At 36.9% G+C, this 26,118-nt stretch carries 19 protein-coding genes, 2 pseudogenes and 1 riboswitch; of the genes and pseudogenes, 10 read left to right on the forward strand and 11 right to left on the reverse strand.

What is annotated here, in order from left to right; translation table 11 throughout:
• On the forward strand, positions 1-633 hold a 633-nt coding region (locus RTK36_RS12795), incomplete at its 5' end, for a sensor histidine kinase (protein WP_312047635.1).
• Between the two features lie 223 nt (positions 634-856).
• Here RTK36_RS12795 and RTK36_RS12800 read toward each other — a convergent pair.
• Positions 857-1,036, reverse strand: coding sequence for a BOW99_gp33 family protein (locus RTK36_RS12800; RefSeq protein ID WP_312047636.1), 180 nt, complete (start codon positions 1,034-1,036; stop codon positions 857-859).
• Between the two features lie 493 nt (positions 1,037-1,529).
• Between RTK36_RS12800 and RTK36_RS12805 the strand changes: the two genes are divergently transcribed.
• The 5 genes from RTK36_RS12805 (at position 1,530) to hydF (ending at position 7,426) form a co-directional block, all read left to right on the forward strand.
• The gene (locus RTK36_RS12805; RefSeq protein ID WP_312047637.1) at positions 1,530-2,933 is read left to right on the forward strand and encodes a recombinase family protein; all 1,404 of its coding nucleotides are present in this window, start codon (positions 1,530-1,532) and stop codon (positions 2,931-2,933) included.
• 509 nt (positions 2,934-3,442) lie between these two features.
• Positions 3,443-3,709 carry a TM1266 family iron-only hydrogenase system putative regulator gene (locus RTK36_RS12815; RefSeq protein ID WP_312047638.1) on the forward strand — a complete coding sequence of 89 codons (267 nt, stop codon included), beginning with the start codon at positions 3,443-3,445 and terminating at the stop codon, positions 3,707-3,709.
• Position 3,710: 1 nt separating this feature from the next.
• Entirely contained in the window at positions 3,711-4,754 is a 1,044-nt protein-coding gene (gene hydE, locus RTK36_RS12820; RefSeq protein ID WP_312047639.1) for a [FeFe] hydrogenase H-cluster radical SAM maturase HydE, read from the forward strand.
• 50 nt (positions 4,755-4,804) lie between these two features.
• Positions 4,805-6,223 carry a [FeFe] hydrogenase H-cluster radical SAM maturase HydG gene (gene hydG / locus RTK36_RS12825; protein ID WP_312047640.1) on the forward strand — a complete coding sequence of 473 codons (1,419 nt, stop codon included), beginning with the start codon at positions 4,805-4,807 and terminating at the stop codon, positions 6,221-6,223.
• 9 nt (positions 6,224-6,232) lie between these two features.
• On the forward strand, positions 6,233-7,426 hold the full coding sequence (gene hydF / locus RTK36_RS12830; RefSeq protein WP_312047641.1) for a [FeFe] hydrogenase H-cluster maturation GTPase HydF: 1,194 nt from the start codon (positions 6,233-6,235) through the stop codon (positions 7,424-7,426).
• Positions 7,427-7,692: 266 nt separating this feature from the next.
• Here hydF and RTK36_RS12835 read toward each other — a convergent pair whose 3' ends face one another.
• A complete protein-coding gene (locus RTK36_RS12835) occupies positions 7,693-8,796 on the reverse strand; it encodes a PQQ-dependent sugar dehydrogenase (protein WP_312047642.1) in 1,104 nt (367 codons plus the stop codon).
• A 446-nt stretch (positions 8,797-9,242) separates the two neighbouring features.
• Between RTK36_RS12835 and RTK36_RS12840 the strand changes: the two genes are divergently transcribed.
• The gene (locus RTK36_RS12840; protein WP_312047643.1) at positions 9,243-9,434 is read left to right on the forward strand and encodes a hypothetical protein; all 192 of its coding nucleotides are present in this window, start codon (positions 9,243-9,245) and stop codon (positions 9,432-9,434) included.
• 287 nt (positions 9,435-9,721) lie between these two features.
• Here the strand turns inward: RTK36_RS12840 and RTK36_RS12845 are convergent, their stop codons facing one another.
• Positions 9,722-11,518 carry a methyl-accepting chemotaxis protein gene (locus RTK36_RS12845; protein WP_312047644.1) on the reverse strand — a complete coding sequence of 599 codons (1,797 nt, stop codon included), beginning with the start codon at positions 11,516-11,518 and terminating at the stop codon, positions 9,722-9,724.
• A 609-nt stretch (positions 11,519-12,127) separates the two neighbouring features.
• On the opposite strand from RTK36_RS12845, the gene RTK36_RS12850 reads away from it, so the two are divergent.
• Both RTK36_RS12850 and RTK36_RS12855 read left to right on the forward strand, forming a co-directional pair.
• Positions 12,128-13,756: a recombinase family protein gene (locus tag RTK36_RS12850; protein WP_312047645.1), complete on the forward strand. Its 1,629-nt coding sequence runs from the start codon at positions 12,128-12,130 to the stop codon at positions 13,754-13,756.
• Positions 13,757-13,813: 57 nt separating this feature from the next.
• Positions 13,814-14,548, forward strand: a pseudogene (locus tag RTK36_RS12855) (nucleoside recognition domain-containing protein); the annotation flags it as partial.
• A 290-nt stretch (positions 14,549-14,838) separates the two neighbouring features.
• Here the strand turns inward: RTK36_RS12855 and pflB are convergent.
• Complete coding sequence (pflB, locus tag RTK36_RS12860; protein ID WP_312047646.1) at positions 14,839-17,070, reverse strand: formate C-acetyltransferase; 2,232 nt, start codon at positions 17,068-17,070, stop codon at positions 14,839-14,841.
• Positions 17,071-17,092: 22 nt separating this feature from the next.
• Positions 17,093-17,806, reverse strand: a complete 714-nt coding sequence (gene pflA / locus RTK36_RS12865) for a pyruvate formate-lyase-activating protein (RefSeq protein ID WP_312047647.1) — start codon at positions 17,804-17,806, stop codon at positions 17,093-17,095.
• A 56-nt stretch (positions 17,807-17,862) separates the two neighbouring features.
• Positions 17,863-17,944: riboswitch (ZMP/ZTP riboswitch) on the reverse strand.
• A 327-nt stretch (positions 17,945-18,271) separates the two neighbouring features.
• Between pflA and RTK36_RS12870 the strand changes: the two genes are divergently transcribed.
• Entirely contained in the window at positions 18,272-19,156 is an 885-nt protein-coding gene (locus RTK36_RS12870; RefSeq protein ID WP_312047648.1) for a LysR family transcriptional regulator, read from the forward strand.
• A gap of 208 nt (positions 19,157-19,364) precedes the next feature.
• Here RTK36_RS12870 and RTK36_RS12875 read toward each other — a convergent pair whose 3' ends face one another.
• From RTK36_RS12875 to RTK36_RS12900, 6 genes and pseudogenes are all read right to left on the reverse strand, one after another.
• Complete coding sequence (locus RTK36_RS12875) at positions 19,365-20,165, reverse strand: nitroreductase family protein (RefSeq protein WP_312047649.1); 801 nt, start codon at positions 20,163-20,165, stop codon at positions 19,365-19,367.
• 154 nt (positions 20,166-20,319) lie between these two features.
• Positions 20,320-21,849, reverse strand: coding sequence for a putative bifunctional diguanylate cyclase/phosphodiesterase (locus RTK36_RS12880; protein ID WP_312047650.1), 1,530 nt, complete (start codon positions 21,847-21,849; stop codon positions 20,320-20,322).
• Positions 21,850-21,947: 98 nt separating this feature from the next.
• Positions 21,948-22,259, reverse strand: a complete 312-nt coding sequence (gene trxA, locus RTK36_RS12885) for a thioredoxin (RefSeq protein ID WP_312047651.1) — start codon at positions 22,257-22,259, stop codon at positions 21,948-21,950.
• Complete coding sequence (locus RTK36_RS12890; RefSeq protein WP_312047652.1) at positions 22,256-22,396, reverse strand: hypothetical protein; 141 nt, start codon at positions 22,394-22,396, stop codon at positions 22,256-22,258. The genes trxA and RTK36_RS12890 overlap by 4 nt, the downstream gene beginning before the upstream one ends.
• 102 nt (positions 22,397-22,498) lie before the next feature.
• Complete coding sequence (locus RTK36_RS12895; RefSeq protein ID WP_312047653.1) at positions 22,499-24,613, reverse strand: methyl-accepting chemotaxis protein; 2,115 nt, start codon at positions 24,611-24,613, stop codon at positions 22,499-22,501.
• 904 nt (positions 24,614-25,517) lie between these two features.
• A pseudogene (locus RTK36_RS12900) lies at positions 25,518-26,118 on the reverse strand (hypothetical protein); the annotation flags it as partial.

Consider the following 26,118-nt stretch of genomic DNA (forward strand, 5'->3'; position numbering starts at 1 on the left):
AAAACACCGCTAACTGTGATTAAAGGCAATGCTGAACTATTAGCAGAAAGCAACTCCTCATCCAATGAGGATAAAGAAATTATTTCTTTCATTCTATCAAGCTCAGATACCATTGAAAAATATTTGGAATTACTAATGGGTGTTGTAAATAACAATTCCATACACATTCACAAAAACGTGATTTTTCTGAGAGATTTCCTTCATGATATTTCTAATGAGGCAATGGCGCTTTGCAAAACTAAGGGTATTGCTTTTACGTCAAGCAATACTACAAGATGCGATACCCTGTATGTAGACAACGAGCTACTAAAACGAGCAATTATCAATATTATTGATAATGCTGTTCGTTACTCCCATACAAATTCTGTAATTGATTTTACCGTTGAGGAAGACGAATCTTACATTTCATTGCAAATAGCCGATACAGGGAAGGGTTTTTCTACGGAAAGTTTGAAAAAAGCAACAGAAGAATTTTTTACGGAAGACTCTTCGCGAACAAATCAGCACTACGGTCTGGGTTTAAGTTTTGCAAAAGCTATAGCCGATATTCACCAAGGCAGTCTTGAGCTGAAAAATCAAACTAGTGCAAAAGGTGCAATCGTCACTCTAAGGATATTAAAAAATGATGTTTAATTTAGTAGCACGCTATCTAATTTTAAAAAAGACCCTGTACATTTTATTCAGTACATGGGCTTTTTTTTGCTGTATACCTGGATTATTTCGAAGATACCTGGGAAAAAGACAATGGCATCATTACATATGATATAATTTCTATTTCTTCAATCAATTCTTTGTGTAAGTCCCTCATGTAAATATATTTTTTAACTGCTTGTCTCCTCTAAGGGCTTACGCCCTTTCACTTTTCTTTTGTTTCTTTTTTTTGATATTTCCCCTGAAACATATCAGTAAGTAATCGTCTTGCTGTATCGGGCAACTGGTCTACACTGGTTAAATAACCAGCCACGCTATCTCGAACTTCACCATTCGCCATGATATGAGTGATTTTCCCTTTTCCCGTTGTTTCTTGTTTTTTCATACCAACACCTCCTGCTTATACATATGAATGAAAAAAATTGTCCTATTCGTGTACATACTGCCTTTTCTTGGAGGTATAGGTTCTGTACCATTCTACAATGTACTCATGATGCAGTTCATAGATATTCTTTAGGCTTCCATACATTTAGCGCCTTTGCCCATTTCCCTTTCCTTTCGATCCTCATTTTCCCCCCAGTGAATAAGTGCTTGCCATGCGAAAAGCGTCCCTGTAAAAAGGTAGAAACTAAAATGTTATTTCTATATTTATTGAGCGTGTAATAAAGTTTTATATATACCGATTTTTCAAAACATTCTAATTCACAAATATCCAAAAAAGAGCTTCCTTGAGAAACGATTAAAAATAGGATAGTAGTGGTGATGGGTCTCATGATGAGCCTTACATTTGTGAAGGGAATGAAAAAAATTTTAGCTGCACTTTTTTGTGCAATAAATTAGCAATGAAACTTTCAACGTTCTTTTAAAGGAGATACCCTATGAATGAAAAATATATGGTTTTTGGCTATGTCCGTGTATCCACTGATAATCAGCTTGAAAATTACAGCATCGAAGAGCAAATTGACCGCCTAACGGCTTATTGTAAATCAAAAGACTGGGAATTAATAAAAATCTATACCGATGGCGGCTTCTCAGGAGGTAACACCAACCGCCCCGCTTTGCGGCAAATGCTTGACGATATTAAAAACGTGGCGATTGATGCTGTAATCGTCTATAAGCTTGACCGCTTAAGCCGTAGTCAAAAAGATACCCTCATGTTGATTGAGGACGAGCTCCTTTCCAATAATGTGGACTTTATATCTATTAATGAAAACTTTGATACCTCTACCCCTTTCGGTCGTGCAATGATTGGAATTTTGTCGGTATTTGCACAGCTAGAAAAAGATCAGATTACGGAGAGATTTACAATGGGTAGAATTGGCCGAGGAAAAGCAGGTTTCTTTCACGGCGGTGGAAATTCTCCCTATGGATATGATTATGTGAACGGGGAATTATTGGTGAACGAATTTGAGGCATTACAAATTAAGGAAGTATATGATTTGTTTATCGCAGGTAAAAGCATGAATGCCATTACGAAAATAATGAGAGGTAAGTATGAGAATCGAAACTGGACGGCGACAGCGGTTCGTAATGCATTAAAAAACAGCATTTATATTGGCAAAGTACAATTTAAAGGTATGGAATATGATGGAAGGCACATCCCGATAATTGCTCCAGAGCGATTTAAAGAGGTACAACGGCTACTTTACTCCCAAGAAAGAGAAACCAGAAAAAACACATCCCAAAAGGCTCCTTTTCGTGGTGGATATCTTTTATCCAGCTTAATTTACTGCTCCCGCTGCGGTGCAAGATATAGTGCAAACCATGGTTATTATAAGTGCTACTCTCGCTCCAAATCTTCCAGAAAATTTGTTACAAACCCTAACTGTAAAAATGATAACTGGAATATTCAAGAACTGGATACCCTTGTTGTGGATGCCATCAGAGAGTTGATGGAAAACAAGGAAATGATTCTGCAACTAACAACTTGTACAAAGCCAGATAAAGAATATCTTATTGATACAAAAAAAATCAATGCCCGCATGGAAAGCATTAACAAGCAGCTAAGCAAAATAATTGATTTGTACCAAGTGGGTACCCTACCCATGGAGATATTAACAAGCAAGGTGGAATTATTAGTTCAAGAAAAAAATATTTTACTTGAAAGACTCAATAGAGAAGAAGACAAAACTGAATCAATCTCCAATTTCATTGATACTTTAAGCACTTTTGAAACTCGTTTTAATATCTTCGATTTGGATGCCAAAAGAATGCTGGTTGCCACCCTCATTGAGCGTATTGAAATTGAAGGTAGTAATGTGAAAATCAAATGGCGATTATAATACAAAATTATTTATACCATGTGTATGGGCTTTGGATGTAATGCCGCAGGAATTGTTGGTTGCCGCATTATTGACTCACCGAGAGAGCGTTTATTGGCAATAATTACAAACAATTTTGTACCCTGCAACGGTAGATTGCCGCAACCACACAAAGGGAAAGAAAATTATTCGATGACCTCTTTTTATAGGTTTGCCTAATATAAATAGTTATCAGAATACATACAACATTTCTTCATTTTAATACCTGGGGACAATATCTGGGAATACCATCTCTAAAAGTTGTAAAATCATTTGTTTCCTTGAATTAATCCTTCTTTATTTCTAAACTAATATATAAAAAAATACACAACCATTGTAAAAAAGACTAAAATCGTATATACTAATCACGTAACCACTAACACCAAATACAGGATATGAGGTGAAAGGCTTGCGGTCACATAAATTGTTATGGGAAGTTGCGCCTTTAGGCGTATTTTTTTTACTATAAAATCAAAAGGGAGCTATTTATTATGGAAACCAGAGTTGCGATTATTGGAGTTATTGTTGAAGAATTTGATTCCGTCTCAAAATTAAATAATATTCTCCATGATTACGGAGCTTATATTATTGGAAGAATGGGCATCCCATATAGAGAAAAGGACATTAATATCATTTGTGTTGTTGTGGACGCACCTAATGATATTATCAGTACGTTGTCCGGCAAGCTTGGAAAGCTGCCTGGTGTCAGCACCAAAGCGGTTTATTCAAAGTATTCTGCAAAAATAGAAGAGGAATAAAATGAAAGAACTGATAGATAAATTATATTCAAACAAAGAGCTTACAGCCCCAGAATTCAAAGCTCTTATCGAAGGAAGAACCCAAGCGCTCTCAGAATATCTTTTTGAAAAATCCCGTCAGGTAAGGATGACCCATTATGGTAACGATATTTACATGAGAGGGCTCATTGAATTTACAAATTACTGCAAAAACGATTGCTATTATTGTGGAATTAGAAAAAGCAATTCCAAAGTGCAAAGATATAGGCTTACAGAAGAAGATATTTTAAACTGTTGCCAAACGGGATATGAACTGGGCTTTAGAACCTTCGTCCTCCAAGGTGGCGAGGATTGTTATTATACTGATGAAAAATTAGTGTGCATCATAGCTTCAATCAAAAAACAGCATCCCGATTGCGCCATTACTCTATCCATTGGAGAATGGAGTCATGAAAGCTATCTAGCATTCTTCAATGCGGGAGCAGAACGATATCTTTTGCGCCATGAAACAGCCAATGCGCAACATTATAGTATGCTGCATCCCCCAAACCTAACCTTAGCCAGTCGAAAATCATGTCTTTTTGATTTGAAGCAAATTGGATTTCAGGTTGGGGCAGGATTTATGGTAGGTTCTCCTTTTCAAACAGTGGACAATCTTGTAGAAGATTTGCTTTTTATAAAAGAATTAGAACCTCATATGGTGGGCATTGGCCCTTTTATACCCCACCACCAAACACCTTTTGCCAATGAAGCAAAGGGTTCCTTGGAATTAACACTGTTTATGCTGGGACTAATTCGGTTACTCTTACCTGAAGTTCTTCTTCCTTCTACTACAGCCTTGGGAACCATTGATCCCCTGGGGAGAGAACTTGGCATATTAGCAGGGGGCAATGTTGTAATGCCCAATCTTTCACCTGTTTCAGTAAGGAACAAATATATGTTATATGACAATAAAATTTGCACTGGTGACGAAGCCGCCGAATGCAGATTTTGTATGCAAAAGAGAATGGAAGGCATAGGATACCAAGTTGTGGTGTCCCGTGGCGACTGTGTTTCTTTGCAATAAATTAAACTGAAGGGAAAGTTTATCTGACCCGAATAAGAAAGGATAAAAAAATGTATAATCTAAAATCAAACAAAGCAGAGGAATTCATCTGCCATGATGAAGTGTTGGAAACACTGAACTATGCCGAAGAAAACAAAAACAATGTAGAGCTCATTGATAAAATCATTGAGAAAGCTCGCCTAAAAAAGGGCCTCAGCCATAGAGAGGCTGCTGTACTATTGGATTGTCAAATAGAAGAGAAAAATCAAGAAATCTATGCGCTGGCTGAGCAGATTAAAAAAGACTTTTATGGTAATCGAATTGTCATGTTCGCCCCCTTATATTTATCCAATTATTGTATAAACGGCTGCGTTTACTGCCCGTATCACCTTAAAAACAAGCATATTGCCAGAAAAAAAATGACTCAAGATGAGATTAGACGGGAAACCATTGCACTACAGGATATGGGACACAAAAGACTTGCCTTAGAGGCAGGCGAAGACCCCATAAACAACCCCATTGAATATATATTGGAGTCCATAAAAACAATCTATAGTGTAAAACACAAAAATGGTGCTATTCGCCGTGTAAATGTAAATATTGCGGCAACTTCTGTTGAGAATTATAAAAAACTAAATGAGGCAGGCATAGGCACCTATATTTTATTTCAGGAAACTTATCACAAAAACAGCTATGAAAAATTACATCCAACGGGCCCAAAACACGATTATGCTTATCATACGGAAGCCATGGATAGAGCCATGGAAGGCGGCATTGACGATGTAGGCATTGGTGTTTTATTTGGTCTAGAATTGTATCGCTATGAGTTTTCTGCCCTACTTATGCATGCTGAGCATTTAGAAGCTACATTTGGTGTTGGACCTCATACAATAAGCGTTCCCAGAATTCGTCCAGCAGATGATATTGACCCTTCTACTTTTGATAACGGAATTGATGAAGATACATTTGCAAAGCTTGTGGCTTGCATTAGAATCAGTGTTCCTTATACTGGAATGATTGTTTCCACTCGTGAAAGCAAGGAATGCAGGGAAAGAGTGCTCCATCTTGGTGTATCCCAGATAAGTGGTGGTTCAAAAACAAGTGTTGGAGGATATGCAACGGCAGAGCCTGAAGAAGAAGATTCCTCTCAGTTTCAGCCCAATGACAATAGAACGCTGGATGAAATTGTAAAGTGGTTAATGGAACTTGGCTATATTCCAAGTTTTTGCACGGCTTGCTACAGAGAAGGCAGAACCGGTGACCGATTTATGCAGCTTTTGAAAAGTGGACAAATACAGAATTGCTGTCATCCCAATGCTTTAATGACTTTAAAGGAATATTTGGAAGACTATGCTTCCACCGCAACAAATACTCTAGGAAATCAATTGATTGTTGACGAAATTAAACAAGTTCCAAACGAAAAAGTCAGAAAGATTGTTATTGAGAATCTTGAAAAAATCGGCAATGGTAGCCGTGATTTTAGGTTTTAGGAGGTTCAAATGGGATTAAATGAAACACCGGCAGCAAATAGAATCCATATCGCTTTTTTTGGCAAAAGAAACGCAGGAAAATCCAGTATTTTGAATGCCATTACTAACCAAAGCTTAGCAATCGTCTCTGATACAAAAGGAACAACCACTGACCCTGTTTATAAGGCAATGGAGCTGCTTCCCCTTGGCCCCGTAATGCTTATTGACACACCGGGAATTGATGATGAAGGCGCCCTTGGTGAGCTCCGTATAAAAAAGGCACAACAAGTACTTAATAAAACGGATATCGCTGTACTTGTGATGGACGTGAGAGAAGGAAAATCTCTGGAAGACGAAACACTCATTCAATTATTCCAGCTAAAAGGGATTCCTTATCTCCTTGTGTATAACAAATGTGATTTATATCATTATGAAAAATCAGAGGAACATAGCATTTTTGTAAGTGCAAAAACAGGAGAACAGATACATTCTTTGAAAGAAAAATTGTCGAAGCTAATCCCATCAGATGACTTAAAGCTTCGTCTTGTTGGTGATATTATAAATCCTTATGACTATGCAATACTAGTTGTGCCCATAGATAAAGCGGCACCAAAAGGCAGATTGATTTTGCCACAGCAGCAAACCATTCGTGATATTTTAGAAGCAAATGCCGTTTCCATTGTGGTAAAAGAAACTGAATTTGCAGAAACGCTTCAAAGTTTAGGCAGAAAACCCAAACTTGTTATCACTGACAGTCAAGTATTTCATAAGATTAATGCCGAAACACCTGAGGATGTTTTTCTCACCTCTTTTTCCATCCTGATGGCACGCCATAAAGGCGTTTTAAAGACTGCTGTAGATGGAGCAAAAACTTTAGACTTGCTCAAAGATGGGGATAAAATCCTTATATCGGAAGGATGTACCCACCATCGTCAGTGTGACGATATTGGAACGGTTAAGCTTCCCCAATGGATAAAAAGTTACACCAATAAAAACCTGGTATTCGAATTTACATCTGGCACTGAATTTCCCCAAGACCTTAGGTGTTATCAATTGGTCGTTCATTGTGGGGGTTGCATGCTAAATGATAGAGAGATGAAATATCGGCAAAAATTCTCAGCAGAAAGCGGTATTCCATTCACAAACTACGGCATTCTCATTGCCTATATGCAAGGGATATTGCAAAGAAGTATTTCTATCTTCCCAGAATTCATGGCACAGTAAAACTTTCAAACTGAGTTTATTCTCATCTTTTTAGTACATTCATTGGCTTTCATTGGCTTGTGTAATGAGCAATACCAAAAATGACAGCCAGCTGTTTAAATGACGCTGGCTTCATCCTTCAATATGAATGCCACCCTTAAATAAGTCTCAGCACCTCTTGCTACATATATTTTAACCATATAAACAAAAGCACCCGACAAATACCAATAATATTCGTCAGGTGCTTTTTAGTTAGTAAAACGGTGGAGTTTTACTAACTAAAAACACTAAATTAGAATGGAAGGAGCTATTTTGAGTATCTTATCATCCCCAAAATGTATATTTCCTCTGCCATCCTTATTGCTTGTAGTAATATAGATGGAACCGTCACTTGCCTGATGTACTTCCCTTAATCGTCCATAGGTATCCAGTAATAATGGCTCCACATCAACCACCTGTGTTCCCGTCTCATCAAAGGTAATTGCCAAAAGTCCATTTCCACGTAACATGGATACCAATAGTTGACCCTTTCTTGGACCACTGTTAATAAAGGCTGCCCCACCCGGGGCCCATGTGGTATCTCCGCTTTCTAAGATAGGCTCAATGAAATCATCGCTTTCCAATTTTTCACTTCCAATAACCAAAGGCGAACCATAGTTTCCACCTGGCAGTATCAAATTAATTTCATCATGATTGGTATCCCCATGATCTGTCACGTATAACATGTTTTTGTCATTCCAAGCCAGTCCCTCAGGGTTTCTTAGCCCCATTGCATAAACAGGTGATCCTTGAAAAGGATTATCAGGTGGAATGCTTCCGTCTGTTCCAATTCGCAGAATTTTTCCGGCCAGACTATTCACATCTTGGGAAAGATCATGAATACCCCCATCACCGGTAGCTATATACAGATAGCCATCGGGCCCAATTTTTATTCTGCCACCATTATGAAAGCGGCCCCCAGGAATTCTATCCAAAAGTATTCCTTCTTTGAAAGCCATTTCGCCCACTACACGCATTCGCACCACTCGATTGTAAAGCTTTCCCTTCTCTCCATATGTATACATTATATAAATATACCCGTTTGAGAGAAAATCTCGGTCCAAAGCTAACCCCAAAAGACCGCCCTCTCCCGTACTGATAAAGGGCAAACCAAACGTATGAATCGGCACCGGATTTAAATTACCATAAGTAATAACGCGCAGGTTTCCATCACGCTCTGTAAAGAATATTCTACCATCGTCACTAATATCTATCGCCCACGGGATATGTAAGTATTCCACCAGACTCTGAACTTGATTAGGCTCTTTGTTAATCATCATTTCATCCCCAATCTTTTTTCGGCACTTCCCGCCATATTTCCTATCATTATATACACCAAACAGCATAATCATGAGTGAATTTTGTTCTCTTAAACAACAAGGTATTAATCTTAATAAACTTAACTAATACGCTAATTCTGGCTATTCCAGAGTGGTTTAAATACATAAAGTTCTTGTCCTAAATTGATTATGGTAGTATTACAATCAAGTTACGCACAGCTAACTCCATCTTAAAACTTAGATAATAAATTAACTATAGATCAATCCACCTTTTTTGCCCCAGGTACTTATGATGTTAAAGTAAGTGCGACAGATTTTTATGGTTGGACAAATAATTATTTATTTAACAACAACAATGAAGGTTTTTAATTTAAGTGAAGACTTTGTTCTTCCTTTTAGAATAAATCTCCATTTTTTTGTTTGATAAAAACATGTAATCCCACAACTACTGGGTATCGGTCAAGTTTATCCCTTCATATTCTTTATAATGAAAACTATTTTTTAGGGAGTGGGTATGTTTGAGAAAAAATAAAATAAAAAATATCATGGTTCACAAAGTGGAGCCCATTGATAAGCAACCCCTTTCCCATAAAATAAGCTCATTTCATGCTGAAATAATCGAAAGAAAGCTAAAACAATCTGGTCTATCTAAAAAAAATAAGCTTGAAGTTTTGGATAAAATTATAGATAACCTAAATTCTAATGATTAAAAATTTTTTTACATAAAAGTTTACAAAGCATCATTCTGAGTGCCTCTAAATCCTTTCGATTTGGGGGTTGCATATAAAAGGACGACTCTTTGCATATATGCATGGAGCCGCCCTTTTTCTTTTTATTAGTATTTACACTATTTTGCAAACTTTACTATTCATCAAGTCTGCCTAAAAGCAATAATTATGGAATAATCTTCTTTTATTCAACAAAAAACGTTATCATTTAACGGTAAGCTACACTCACCACAAATTTTATCCTATTTTCACTTTTCTCTACTGATCAATCAGTATTTTTCATAATGGCCTGTTTCGTAGAAATAGGAATCGTCACCCAACCTTTGCTCTTTCATACCACTTCTGTCTCGTCCATACATCTTGAAACTTTCCGTATTGTTGCGTAACTTGAACTTACCAATCTCCTGTTGCAATACTTGTGCCTGAGCGGCAAGCTCTTCACTGGATGCAGAACTTTCTTCCGCAGTTGCAGCATTGGTTTGTACCACTGCCGAAACTTGAGATAATCCCTGATTAATTTGCTCGATGGCTAATGTCTGCTCCGTTGATGCATCTTCAATTTCTTTTATTGATTTTACCACCATATTCGCTTTCTCTTCAACGGTAGCTAAAAGCCTGAGTGTTTCATCTGCGAGCTGTTCTCCTTCTGTTACGATTAACACAGATTTCTCAATCAAGTGAGAGGTTTGCTTTGCAGCATCCGCCGATTTGGCCGCAAGATTACGCACTTCATCTGCCACCACTGCAAAACCTTTGCCTGCATTTCCCGCACGAGCGGCCTCCACAGCGGCATTTAGTGCCAAAATATTGGTCTGGAAAGCAATATCTTCCACAAGCTTGGAGATTTTAGAAATCTCCTGTGAGGACTGGCCAATTTCCTGCATGGCATTATTTAATCTGATCATATGCTCATTACTAGATGATACCCCTTGGGCTGACTGCTGCACATATTCTCCTGCTTTTTCCACACTGGAAGAATTCAGGATTGCCTGTTCAGAAACACTGATTGCTGAAGCTGTCAACTCCTCAATGGTTGCTGCCTGCTCCGTGGAACCGGAGGCTAATGCCTGGGCACCGTCAGAAACCTGTCCTGCACCAATGCCCACTTGTTCTGCGGTGGTTGATACGGAGGAAATGAGTCCATGAAGCTTTTCAACCAAGTCTGTCAGCGCTTTACCCATAATATCGGCTTCCGAGCGAATGGTAATTATAGTAGTTAGGTCACCATTGGCAATCATCCTTGTTTTCTGCGCTTGTTCGTCTGTGCTGAGAACTAACTGGTCAAATGCTCTGGCAAACTCACCAACCTCATCTTTCCGTGCTGCCCACTTTATCCCGTCTTCCCCTACGACTTTTTTCACACCTAAATCACCTACTGCAACCATACTAGCAATCGCAGCAAACTTCTGCATGGGTTTTCCTATACTATTGGCTATGTACTTGCTCAAGAAAAGTGAAATAATAAAAGATACAATCATTACAGCAAGCACAACCAACAGTTCCACCCATGCCGTTGCTTTATTTTTAGCAAGCCTATCTTTCGCCATGGTATCGTTGTACTGGGATAAGGATTCAAACGCATCAGATGCATTTTGGGAAGCAGATGCTGCTTTTTCAATTAAAATCAGCAAGTTTTCCTTTGTTTCACCAGCCTGTGCCGCTCCCAAAATTTCTTCTGTCACTTCCTTGTAGACTTCAAAGGCTCCCTGTGTAGCATCATAGTTTTGTTGATCCTGACTATTAGAAATGGTTCCCATATAAGAATCTAATTGCACTTGAGTGTTTTCCAAGTCACTTGAAATTTGCTGGCAACGTTTTTCTTTCTCTGTATCATAATAAACATATAGATAAACAATTGATCTTCTCAGGTCTTTGAAAGAACTTTCCGCCTCTAAAGAATGTACCACTCCCATTGTAGTTTCATTATATGTTTTCTGCTGGCCTTGAATCATACCCACCATACTGATGATACCAACGATGCCAATGATTACGCCAAGAAAGGAAGTAAACAAAAATCCTGTTCTCAATTTACTAGAAATTATTAAATTTTCAAACCATTGTTTCATATTAAAATCTCCTCTCTTCTAACTGTGCAGGCAATAAATTCATGCTTTTTTCCACAAATCTGGATTCTGAATTTTTCATGCAATGTCCACACACTATCTTCTTACTGTCTTTGCAATTTTTACATCTGTGATACTTTGTTTTAGTTTTTAATATCTCTCCTTTTTTAAAGCTTGTCTTTTTAATTGCCAAATGCCCATAATGTAAATAAATCTTTCGACAATTTTCATCTTATTGTTATAGCTCCTTTCTATTTTACCTCAAAACCACCGTCTTGAAATAGTGTCATGTGTCACAATCTTAAAAATATTACCAAATTACAAAATCTAAAGTAATAAACTAATTTACAAAGATAATTATGCTGCTTAAAAACCAGCAATTTTTTATTACTGTCTTCCCTTCTAATTGTATATAAATATCTTAGCAAAAAAAAACTCCAATTGAAAAGAATTTGATTTGAATTTCAGTAAAACTTATAAAACCAATACTTTGCAATGAGATTTCAACTCTGACTATGCATATCCCAAAGGGGCTACATGCTAAAATTAAGCCACTAATAAATAATTTTTAAATATGTCAAATCTCTATAACACAAAAAGGCGGTGACTGGAATGAAATTTTTTATATACAGTCGTAAATCTGTTTACACAGGAAAAGGCGAAAGCATCGACAACCAGATTGAAATGTGTAAGCAATATATCTTTACAAAATTCCCAGATGCTACAGTTAACGATTTTTCCATTTATGAAGATGAGGGTTTTTCCGCCAAAAACACGGAAAGGCCAAAATTCCAGCAAATGCTTCGTGATATTAAATTAAAAAAACCTGACTACATTGTTTGCTATCGTCTAGACCGTATTAGCCGTAATGTAAGTGATTTTTCCACACTCATTGAAGAATTGAACCAGCGTAGCATCTCTTTTATTTGTATCAAAGAAGAATTTGACACGTCCAAGCCTATGGGAAAGGCAATGATGTATATCGCCTCAGTTTTTGCTCAATTAGAACGAGAAACCATCGCAGAGCGAGTGCGTGATAATATGGTGATGTTGGCTCGTACCGGTCGTTGGTTGGGTGGCACCACACCCACTGGTTATACTTCTGAAAAAATTCAAGAAATTATTATTGATGGTAAGATAAAAACATCCTGTAAATTAAAAGATAACCCCCCAGAACTCTTAACGGTAGACTGTATTTTTGATAAATATTTAGAATACAAAAGTATATCTGGTGTAAGTAAATATTTAATCAGTCAAAACATGAAGTCACGGAGTGGAAAATTCTATTCCCTCCTTGGTATTAAGGATATATTACAAAACCCAGTTTACTGCATGGCAGATCAAGATGCCCGTAATTATTTTGTAAAAAAAAATGCCGATGTTTGTTTTGAAGAAAAAGACTGTTCCAATAAATATGGGCTTATTTCGTATAATAAAAGGGATTATAAGAAAAAGCATGCGCCAAGACAATCCGTCGATAAGTGGATTATTTCCATTGGAAGGCATAAAGGACGGATAGAAGGAAAAAAATGGGCCGCTATCCAAGCTATTCTAGAGGAAAATATCCCTACCGGAAAAAACCCTTCAAAAATACATAATGACTATTCTCTGCTCTCAGGTCTCATTTATTGTGATAACTGTGGTGGCCGTATGTTTGCAAAGCACCGCTCAGGCAAAAAAGGAAACTCTGCATTATTTGACTATATTTGCCATAGCAAGCTTTGTGGTGGAAAAAATCTCTGTGATTGTCAAAATTTAAATGGACAGGAAACAGATGATGCAGTCTGCCGTCATCTCATGGAATGCTTTAATGAATACCCAAGTGTCTTTAAGCTGTTAGAAAACCTAAAGCGTGATATTCAAAAAGAAGGAACGGAATACCCCTTAGAACGAATTCAGGCTAATATAAAAAAATGCAATGAAGAAATGGATAATTTAGTAAATTCAATTTCTGAAAACAAGCCAAGCACAATCCTTCTGGAAAAAATAAATAGTAAAATGCAGCATTTGGAGCAGGAGTTAATTGAACTGGAACAAAAGCAATATCAAATACAGCAAGAAATATTAGCAACAGAAGATCAAGAACAAAAAAAAGATTTACTGGTTTCTAGCCTCTCAAATCTAAAAGGAAACTTTTCTGGATTAACAATTCAGGAAAAACGCACATTCATCAAACTGCTCATACACAAAATTATATGGGATGGAGAAAACCTGCATATTTTCATATACAGCGAAAAATAACACGTTAGAATGCAATTTGCACATTCGTTTATTAAATCACCTTTCCTTTTGAAGGGTGGCGCATTTCCAACGTTAATTGCAATGATTACAATGTTCTTTGTGGGTACAGCGGGAGGACTTTTCCCATCTATTGCTTCCTCCATCTTACTAACAGCATTTATTTTGTTGGGAATTTTAATGACCTTCGTTGTAACAAAATTACTTTCCAATACGATCTTAAAAGGCGTCCCCTCCTCCTTTACTTTAGAGATGCCTCCTTATCGAAGACCCCAAATTGGTAAAGTAATTATTCGCTCCATTTTTGACAGAACCCTGTTTGTTCTGGGCAGAGCAATTATTGTGGCAGCTCCTGCTGGCTTGGTGATATGGCTCATGGCAAACATAAGCATAAATAATATAAGCGTGCTAAACCATTGTGCCTCGTTCTTGAATCCTTTTGCCCAACTGATGGGACTGGATGGCGTAATTCTGCTGGCATTCATTTTGGGTTTCCCAGCAAACGAAATTGTCATTCCCATTATAATCATGGCTTATATGTCTCAAGGAAGCCTTCTTGAACTGGATAGCCTTACTCAACTAAAAGAATTATTCGTCAGCCACGGTTGGACATGGATTACAGCAGTCAGCACCATGTTATTTTCCCTGATGCATTGGCCCTGCTCTACTACATTGCTTACAATAAAAAAAGAAACAAACAGTTGGAAATGGACGGCGATTGCCGTACTCATCCCTACCGGAATTGGCATTACTACTTGCATTTTATTTGCAAATATTGCAAAGCTTTTCCTTTGATTAGAAGACGAATTCCCCATATTTCACCACCAGAATATCCCAACCCCCCCCTTTTGGGATGCACGTTAACATGGGTATTAGGGAACAAAGAGAATAGCCTTATCTAATGATCTGGATAAAAAAACAGGAAGTTTCAAGGTTTTCACCTCAGAACTTACCTGTTTTTTTTGCTTCTTTACTATTTTCAGCCCTGTCTAATCTTTGTCCTAACGATTTGAATTGCTGCTTTTTTTAAATGTCTCTAAAACACTGAAGCCTTTGAAATATAATCACTTTCACCTATAGTTATGTTACATCGTTTCGTGGAAAGTTCTTTTGATTACCTCTAACTGTTGATCCCTGCTTAATCGATTAAAGTTTACCGCATATCCAGAAACTCGAATAGTAAGGGTCGGGTATTTTTCGGGATTCTCCATGGCGTCAATTAAAATATCACGGTTCATTACATTTACATTCAAATGATGAGCACCTTGAATAAAATAGCCGTCTAAAATATGGATCAGGTTCTCAATCCGCTGGCCTTCTTCTTTGCCCAGTGCATCAGGAACCACTGAAAATGTATTGGAAACCCCATCCTGGCATACGTTTCTATAAGGAATTTTTGCTACAGAGTTTAAGGATGCTAGGGCGCCGTTCTCATCTCTACCGTGCATAGGGTTAGCGCCCGGTGCAAGGGGTTCTCCATGTTTTCTGCCATCAGGTGTACTTCCTGTCTTTTTGCCATACATAACATTACTGGTGATGGTCAATGCAGACAAGGTATGTTTCGCATTGCGATAAATAGGGTGCTTTTTCAAGGCGTTGGAAAAATGGGTTGCTATTTCCACTGCAATATCATCTACTCTATCATCATCATTGCCGTATTTAGGGAAATCTCCCTCCACCTGAAAGTCCACTGTGACACCACGTTCGTCACGAATGGGGGTTACCTTCGCATATTTTATGGCAGAAAGGGAATCTGCCGCAACGGAAATTCCTGCAATGCCAAAGGCTGTGAGTCGATCCACATCCCTATCATGCAATGCCATCTGGCTTGCTTCATAAGCATATTTATCGTGCATATAGTGGATGATATTTATGCTATCAACATATAGCTCAGCAACATAGTCCATTACCTTTTTATAGCGTTCAAGAACCTCTTCGTAATCCAAAACATCTCCTTGGATAGGGGCAATGTTAGGCACAACAGGTATTTTTTGCAATTCATCAACACCGCCGTTTACTGCCAAAAGAAGAGATTTTGCAATGTTTGCTCTTGCACCAAAAAACTGCATCTGCTTGCCCACACGCATGGCGGAAACGCAGCAGGAAATAGCGTAATCATCCCCGTATAAAGGTCGCATTACATCATCATTTTCGTATTGAATGGAATCGGTTACAATACTCATTTTTGCACAATATTCTTTGAAAGCATGTGGCAAATCTCTGCTCCAAAGGACAGTCATATTTGGTTCAGGAGCAGTTCCCAAGTTGGTTAAGGTATGTAGGTAGCGGAAAGAGTTTTTTGTAACCAAAGGAGCACCGTTTAAACTAATACCACCAATTGCCTCTGTTATCCAAGTAGGGTCACCACCAAATAATTCATTGTACTCCGGTGTTCTCAAATGACGCACCAATCTTAATTTAATAATAAATTGGTCAATTAACTCCTGTGCCTCGTTTTCCGAAAGAACACCATTTTTCAGATCTCTTTCAATATAGATATCTAAAAATGTGGAAGTGCGTCCTAAAGAAATTGCCGCACCGTTGTTTTCTTTTACACCTGCAAGGTATGCCATATACAAAAATTGTACGGCTTCCATAGCATTTTTCGCAGGTTGGCTGATGTCAACGCCATATTTCATAGCCATTGATTTCATCTCTTTTAAAGCATTTATCTGCATACTCAATTCTTCTCTTGTACGAATACGTTCATCGGTCATTGCGCCATCAAACTCAGCCAATTCCCTTTCTTTTTCCTCCATTAGGAAATCTACTCCATACAAGGAAACACGTCTATAATCCCCAATCACGCGGCCACGACCGTAAGCATCAGGCAAACCGGTCAATAATCCAACATGTCTTGCCACCTTCGTTCTTTCGGGATAAGCATCAAAAACACCTTCGTTATGAGATTTTCTGTAGGCATGGAAATTCTTTTCTACTTCCTCATTTAATTGGTATCCGTACTGATCCAGCGCGCTTGTGGCCATTTTTAAGCCACCATATAAATTTACAATTCTTTTTAAAGGAGCATCCGTCTGTAAGCCCAAAATCAACTCATTTTCCTTGTCAATATAACCAGGAGCAAAGTTATCAATGCCCGAAATAATATTTGTTTCCACATCCAAAATACCGGTTTTCATCTCTTCCACAATCAATTCGTGGCACTTATCCCAAAGTTTTTTTGTTCTATCGGTAACCCCCTCTAAAAAGGAATCGTCGCCATCATAAAGGGAATAGTTTTTCTGAATAAAATTACGAACATCAATTTCCTTGGTCCATCTACCTGTTTCAAATCCCTGCCATGCCAATGTATTCATGTTTTCAATCCTCTCTTTGTCTCTATGAAATGCTATCTAAAATCAACTTCTGAAGTTGTTCCGTCTTTTCTTTACACATGGGCGGTGTATCCTTTAGCGGATAATCCATCCTCATTACGCTATATTTTTCCACGCCTAGCGTGTGATAAGGCAAAAGCTCTACCCTTTTTACATTAGGAATTGCTTTAATGTACCTTCCAAGCCCTTTGATATGCACCTCGCTGTCAGTAACATTAGGCACAACCACATGACGTATCCATAGTGGGGTTTCGCTTTTTTCCACAGCATTTAAAAACTCTGTGGGAACGGAAAAATCTCCACCTGTTAAGGCTGTATATTCTTCTGCCAAATAATGCTTTACATCAAATAATACTAAATCCGTTACTTCCAAAAGCTCCTGATAATTTCCAAATCCATATCCTGCTGTATCCAGGCAAGTGGATATATTTTCTTTTTTACATGCTCTAAATAATTCCGTAACAAATTCAATCTGCAAAAGCGGCTCACCTCCGGAACAAGTCACGCCACCTGTTTCGCCATAATAGGGCTGAAAGCGCCTTAGTTTTTTCATGACCTCGTCCACGTCTATTTCATTTCCTACATGTAGCTGCCAAGTATCCGGGTTATGGCAATACTTGCACCGCAACCCACAACCCTGGAGAAACAAAACGCTTCTTACACCGGGACCATCCACTAATCCCATGGACTCAATGGAGTGAATTTTACCTTTTTGCACATAATCACCTCTTTCTAGTTCAATTTTTCGAATTAGAAAAAGCCGACAATCCGGGCTTTTTCTGCCCAGACGGTCGGCTTGTTAGTGATTATACTTCACGTGGTTGAACCCACTGTTCCGTCAGTCATATAATCTATGAAATGATTTTAGCATGCTTATTTTTTATTGTCAATGAAATTTATTGATTTTAAAAAAGAAAACTATTTATAATGAAAAAAAGATTTCAGATACATTAAAATTTCTTTTCCAAAAGTAATTAATTAATTTTCATACCATAATAAATATTGAAAATATTATCCATTTTATGGTAGAATTAGCAAATGTAAACATTACAAAATTACCAAAAAGTAAAATGCATTATTTTTTTTTATTAATTGTGACGAAAAAAGAAAAAAATATAGATTCTTTCTATATTTTTGCTATAATGATTGCGAAGAGGTTGATAAAGAAAAAAGGAGGAAAGTAATGAATTTAAATCAATTATACTATTTTAAAACTTTGGCTGAATTGGAGCATTATACAAAGGCTTCGGAAAGATTAAATATTTCCCAGCCAACATTAAGCCATTCTATCGCTGCTATGGAAAAGGAATTGGGGGCAAATCTTTTTGAAAAGCAGGGACGGAACGTGGTTTTAACAAAGTATGGAAGAATCTATATGTTTTATGTGGAAAACGCTTTGACTCAGTTAGAATTAGGTAAGAATCAAATTGAAAGACTCATTACAGTGGGAGGAGGCCACGTAGGCCTTGCATACATGACCTCTGTGGGGGCGAATTTTGTGCCTGAAATTATTGCAGGTTTTTTGGATGATCCACAGAATAAAAATATATCTTTTTCCTGCTATGAAGGAAATACAAAAACATTGATTTACAATTTGAAAAGAGAAAAATATGATTTGGTGTTCTGCTCTATGATTGAAAACGAAAGTGACGTCGAATTCATTCCTGTTTTTGAACAGGGATTGGTTGTCATCGTTCCCGAAAATCACACCTTGGCGGGGAAAAAGAAAGTGACCATTCAAGATATCTGCCCTTATCCTTTGATCTGCTATACAAAGGAAAGCGGTATGAGGCGGATTATTGATGACTTGTTTTCAAAAGCGCAGATTATGCCTAATATTCTATGGCAATTTGAAGATGTTAACTCCATGGCGGGTCTGGTTCAAGCAAACCAAGGAATCGCAATTATTACTGACAACCCGACAATCCAAAATTATAACGTAGTAAAATTAGATTTGGATACCGCTTATTCGAAGCGAATGGTTTATCTTGCATATGTTGTAAATAGATATTTGCCGCCTGCTGTTGAAAAATTTAAAGATCATATTCTGGGAAATACAAAAAAATAATTTAACTATTGCCTGCTAAGGCAACAAGCCTCTACAATGATGTATACAACCATTGCAGAGGTATTTTTTGCTATTCCCAGTGAAAACCAACAGTAAAAAATTGCAAGGCCATATATGACTTTGCAATTTATATTTTATAAATAAATTGGAATAACCGCCAGATATCCTTTATTCAGGGGGATTTACAATATTTTGTAATTGCTACTATTTATTTATTTGGATTTATAAAAGTAACATCCAGTGGGTTTCTATCAACCAATCTTGGGTATGTGTATTTCGGATATCCCACCATAACAGCTCCAGTGATTTTCTTATTTTCAGGAATTTGAAACAACGCCAAAAGAGGCGAGCCTTCCTTCATGGCAATTCTCTCAAGCATTCCAGCCCAACAAGAGCCCAAACCCAGGGTTGGTGCATATAGCTCTAAATAAGTAAGTGCTATAATAGAATTTTCTCTTGCTCTTTCAAAACCCGCATCAGCAGTAGTAAGAACAAGGCAGGGTGCGCCCCTTAAAATAGGGTCGATCCCTTCTTCGCTATATAATTTAGTCATATGCTCAAGCACATGGTACTTTTCGAATGCTGCAATTACAATAGCAACAGCCTGCTGAAGTATCCCTTTATCCTCTATTACAACATAAGATACACCTTGGAGGTTATGACCACTTTGCGCATAATGGGCAACATTCACTAGGGCTTTCAGTTTTTCTCTTTCCACCCCAGTTTCCTTATAATTACGGATAGAACGTCTGGAACGAAGAAAAAGTTCTCCTTGCTCTGGCGTTAATTGGGTATAATTTCTTATGCTTGTCTGTTTCGATAAGGGTGTTTTAATATGGTCTATTGCTTCTTTAGGACAGACTGCAACGCAATGCCCACAAACCATGCAAGCCTCTGGCAAAACCTCTTCAGGCCCACTTTTTCCAAGCTGCAATACATAGCCGGGACACTCCTTTACGCACAAACCACATTTGATACATTTTTCTGAATCTACAGATATTAAACTCAATCTATTTACTCCTTTCAACTGAAACCATTTTTATCAGCAATCATCTTTATGAAACATTTATAATGAATATTGTAATACAAATACACACTCTTGCATACAAATTTAATTTGTTGCTACCCATAATAATCAAAAAATCTTCCCAGCAGTCTTAACACTATAAAAACATCCCCTCAAAATCCATTTTGTTCATAGGCTTTCCAAAATAATAGCCTTGATACATGTCACAGCCCATATCCTTTAATATAGCCAGTTGCTCGGCGGTTTCAATCCCCTCTGCAATCACTTGCAGATGAAACCCGTGGGCTATGTTAATAATATTTTCTAAAAGCACTCTGTCTTTTTCATCCCGACTGATTGTATCAACAAAAGATTTATCGATTTTCAAAATATCTATAGGCAACTTTTTTAAATAATTTAACGACGAATAACCCGTTCCAAAATCGTCCATGCTTACTTTAATTCCAAAAGATTTTAAGCGTGTAATATTGTCTACTGCTTTCTGGAAATCTTCAATTACCATGGATTCTGTAATTTCAAATTCTATATAGCTTGTAGGCACCCCATAATTACTGATTTTTTCAATTAAATTTTCAATCAAATCCTTATTGGTTATGTGATCAGAGGTGATATTAATGGAAATGGTAAACTCTTTTTTCTCTTGTATCCAAGAAAGACTATCTCTGCAAACCTCATCAACAATTAAATCAGTGATTGCCACAATCAGTCCATTTTTCTCTGCAAATTCAATAAATGCAGAGGGCGGTAAAATTGTACCGTCTTCTTTTACCCATCTGGCCAGGGCTTCCCCACCGACGAATAAGCCATTTGACGAAAATTTAGGTTGATAAAAAACTTTAAACTCTTTTTGCCTGATACCGTGCTTAATTTCCTTTTTTCTAATTGTATCCTCATATAAATGAAAATTCATATTTTTTTCATAAAAAACAAAATTGCTTTTTCCAAGTCTCTTTGCCATATACATGGCGTCATCACTGCAATTAAATAGTGTTTGAAAATCCATTCCATCCTTTGGCATCAAAGCAATACCTAAGCTCCCTGTAACGTAATCCACTTTATGGTTTTGAATAAAAAACGGCTGGGAGAATTGATGCATAATTTCTTTTGCATACACCTCTGTTTCTTGCTTGTTCCTGACAGACTTGACAAAAAAGAGAAATTCATCTCCACCAATGTGGCACACACAATCTCCTTCACCAAGAACCTGTTCAAATCGCTCACCTGCCTGCTTTAATAATTCATCCCCAGCTAGATGCCCCAACGTGTCATTTACCGCCTTAAAGTCATCCATATCCAAGCTGATCAGTGCTGCAAAAGCACCATTTGCAGCAATCTCTTTCAATAAATTATTCATCATATAATTTTTATTTGGCAGCCCTGTTGTACAACTATAAAATGCATAGCTATTAATTTTTTTAAATACCCTTGATACCAGTAATACAATTATTACAAAAAGGAAGAGCATACTCACGTTGATGGCTGCAATTTTTATCAAGAACAGCTTTACAACGTCATGATTTGTATTTATATTTAGATTCTTTAGTAAATTTGCCACCAAGACAGAAACAGAAATAAACTCCATCATAGCAATAATAATTAAGATCAACAATACTATTTGAACAGACAAACGGCTCGTCATTGCATTCAGCTTTTTTACAAATCTCATCCTTTACCACACCCATTTCATATAAGCATTTTTAATCTTATCAACCCTTATCAATATATGAAAAAAGGCAGAAGTAAAACGTTCTGCCTTTGATTGCTTTATTGTAGCATAGATAGAAGGGCTTGCTTTGACTGTACTCCCACTGCTTTCTTTTCAATCTTTCCATTTTTAATTACAACCAAGGTTGGAATACTCATTACTTGAAATGTTTGGGCAAGCTCTTGCTCTTTATCAACATTGATTTTACCTACTCGCGCTGTATTTAAGGTGTCTTCTGCCACCTGCTCCACAATTGGCCCTATCATTTTACATGGCCCACACCAACCTGCCCAGAAATCCAACAGAACTGGTTTTTCCGATTGTAATACTTCTTTTTCAAAATTTTGTTTCGTTATTTTTAATACGCTCATGGTAACATCTCCTTTTGTTTCATAAGATATCCTTTATTGATACCATTGTAGCATTGAATAATTTTATTGTCTGTGATGATGTCACAAATATTGGAATAAATGCCCTTTCCTCTCAATTTTTCCTGAGCGTAATCCACTAAAAAGCCCCCCCAAAAACCATTTCATCCAGTTATGGTTTGGGGGGGCTAAAAATTATCATTTTACTTAGAAGCAGTAAATTGGCTATTGAGCTAAGCTAATTAATATTTGAATTCATCATCATTATCGCCATTGAATTCAAAATCTTCTACGCTATTTGTATTAGTATAGTCTGAATAGCTGCTCTTTCCAGCGCCATTTTCATCTAATGTAAATCTTGACATAAGCTCTTTTAACAACTGTGCCTGTGCAGACAATTCTTCACTTGCCGCTGCTTCTTCCTCAGCTGTCGCACTATTGGTTTGTACAACTGCAGAAATTTGCTCTACACCTAGATTAACCTGATTGATTGCCTGAGCCTGCTCATTGCTAGCATCAGCTATAAATTGGATAATCCTTGTTGACTGTTCAGATCCCTGAACAATATCCTCCAGAGATTTCGCTGTGCCATTTACAATCTTTGTTCCTTTTTCAATTGCTTTTAAAGAACCTTCAATTAAGTTAGCAGTATTCTTTGCACTTTCAGCAGATTTACTAGCGAGATTACGAACTTCATCAGCAACCACTGCAAAGCCCTTTCCTGCGTTTCCTGCTCGAGCAGCCTCAACCGCAGCATTCAAAGCAAGGATATTTGTTTGGAATGCAATATCATCAATGTTCTTAATGATTTTTCCAATTTCATTGGAAGTGCGACTGATATCTTCCATGGCTTCAACCATATGTTTCATTTGCTCTTGCCCAAATGTAGTGGCGTTAGATGCTTCTAAAGCAATGGCTTTTGCTTTTGTTGCATTCTCCGCAGTCTGTACAATCTGGTTAGATATATCATTCATAGTTGCAGATAATTCTTCAATAGAGCTTGCCTGTTCTGTGGCTCCTTGAGAAAGTGCTTGAGCACCACTAGATACCTGATCAGAACCTGAAGCAACCTGTTCTGCAGCCAAATTGATTTGAATCAGCGTTTCCCGAATCATTTCTGTCGTAGAAACCAAAGCATCTTTAATGACTGCAAATTCACCCTCATAGCTTTGCTTAAACTCAAGATTAAAATTACCAGTACCAAGCTGTCTAAGCAATTCAGAAATCTCATCTATGTACGCGATATAGCCCTTTAACCGAACCACCGTTTTATCAAATGACTCAGCTAAGAACGCCGTTTCATCATGAGTGTTAATATCTATTTCCACATCAAGGTCACCCGCTGCAATTTTATCAGAAGCAGCCACTAATTTACGCAAAGGATTTATCATTTTCTTTGCAGTAATATAGATCACAGCACAAAGAATAAGCATAATAGCCGCAATGATACTATACAAAATTGTTCGCATTTCTATGTAAGGAATGTCAACCTCGTCCTGAGGTATTGTTGAAACAACTCTCCAACCAGTATCTCCTACGGTAGAAGTAAACCCGCAAAGTGTCTTTCCATCTATTTGATATTGAACAACATTGGTAGACGGAGTTTTAACGAAAGATTTCACATCATCCGTAACAGGAAGGTCATCGATATTTTTCATAACATAGTCACCATTGGGATGATAAATTATGGTGTTGGTTTCTGTAACGAAGCAGAAATAACCAGTATCTCCTAATTTTAAACTACTCAAAATTACAGAAACCTGATCCAAAGCCATATCAATACCAAATGCACCTACCGCCTTTCCATTGTTGTAGACTGGAATTGCTATAGTTACCACCAATTTTTTTGTGCTGGCATCAACATAAGGCTCAGAAATGGCTAACCCATTTTTTTCCGTCATTTTTATATACCATGGTCGTTGGGTAATCTCCCAATCACCACCCAGTTGAGATACAAACCCATCTGACATGATAAGCTGGCTGGAATCAAGATCCGCCATCCAAGCTGATTGTATATTTGTGGAATCAATTTTTGCCATTTCTTTTAATTCATTAAAAACACTTTGAAATTCTGGAAATTCCTTTATATTTGTTTCAGGTGTAGTCTTTACCATAAGGTCCCGAAACATAGAATCTTTTGAACCTGTCTCAACTAAAGACAAATATTTTGCCAAATACTGATTAATCTGCCATGATGCACTATTGGAGGTTGTTTTAATTACCTCATTTGACTGTTGGTTAATACTTTTTTTTACATGACCGGATACCACTATAATTAAAATAAAAAATAGAATAACTAAAGGTACAATTGTGGCCAAAATCATTTTTCTTGCAATGCTTTTTGAAAATACTTTCATTCTAACACCTCTTTTTCCCCTCTTTTTTGCACTATCTACTTTCCCGTTAATTTCAAAAATAATAATCTCTATCCCTTAAGAATATTATTTTAAAACGGACATTTCCCCCCTTTTGCTCATGCAGGCATTCTCTGCCAAAACAAAACCGCACGCTATTTACAAATGATTTTTTGAAAAAACGGTGGATATGTTTTACATGGTAAATTTGGGACGGTCTTTTAAAAAATTAAATAACTTTCGATGCTATCCCTCCCTTGTACCAATACCCTTTGTCACCAACTTCTATTTCCACAAAATGTAATTACATAAAATAACTTTCAATATAAAAAGCACGATAAAATAAGCATAAAATCATGTTTATAAATAACTTAATGGGTATCAAATACAAAAGGTTACTTAACGTTAGTCGAGTAAATACCTGTTAAAAATTGTATAGTCTTAATTTAACATAAAATAAAGTATTAATCAATGAATTTACTCCAAAAAAATACCATATCCTACAATTTTTAATTTAATTTACCATATTTTTTTTGCAAAAACAATATATACTGGATTTCGACCTATAAAATTCCATTCCCAGCCTTTATTCACTATGTATAAATTTACGAACATTTTCCATTAATTTTTATGCAAAAAATAGTTGTATAGATAGGTATTTTTTATACTTATCCTGTCAAATCTACTCTAACTCGCCATGAAACGCTTAATATGTATAATGTTTTGTGAAATTTATGCCGTCTTAAATACTTCAGATATTGTAATTACTTTTTTCCAGTTCAGAGATCTATAAAAAACAAAAGCCCCTATGAATATTTCACAAGAGGCTTTTTCATACCTTCATTTTTCAACTAGCATAATGCTCACAATCCCATTATATGATGCCACTTAAAATGGCTCGTTTCACTTATCTAAAACGATCTGAGCTTGGTGTGATTTGTTCAATGGAATATTTCAGAACGATATTTATATTAGGAAATTCCGTTTTAAAGGCTTTCAACAATCGTTGGGCCACCATATTTGCTGTTTCTTCAGTTGTATTTGACAACAAAATCAAGTATTGATTCACACTGTATCTAGCAAATGCGTCCCCACCTCGTATGTTATATTGAATTGTCGTTCTTAGTGCATCCATTGCACGATTTAGAACTCTGCTGGTGGGAATACTAATAGCATTTTTGTCTACCACAGAGATTAAACACAAATTGGATGTTGCTCCTGTTCTTACAATGTTTTTAGACTCCAAATGATATACTAGCTTAAAAAATTCATACTCACAATACACACTTCCAATTTCATCCTTGCTTTCGTCCAGCTTGTTTTTTATTACTTCCAAGTTCATTTCAGGGGTTTTAATCGTTCTAACCACATCTTTATATAATGCCAAAAACTCTTCCGATGGAGTTATTCCCAACTCCTTCATAAACAAGTCCGTTACATGATGATATAAGTCTAAGGCTTTTTCTAAATGTCCTGTACAAATCAAAACTTGTATATAATAAATATAT

It is taken from the genome of Anaerotignum sp. (assembly GCF_031981185.1).
Taxonomy (GTDB): domain Bacteria; phylum Bacillota; class Clostridia; order Lachnospirales; family Anaerotignaceae; genus Chakrabartyella.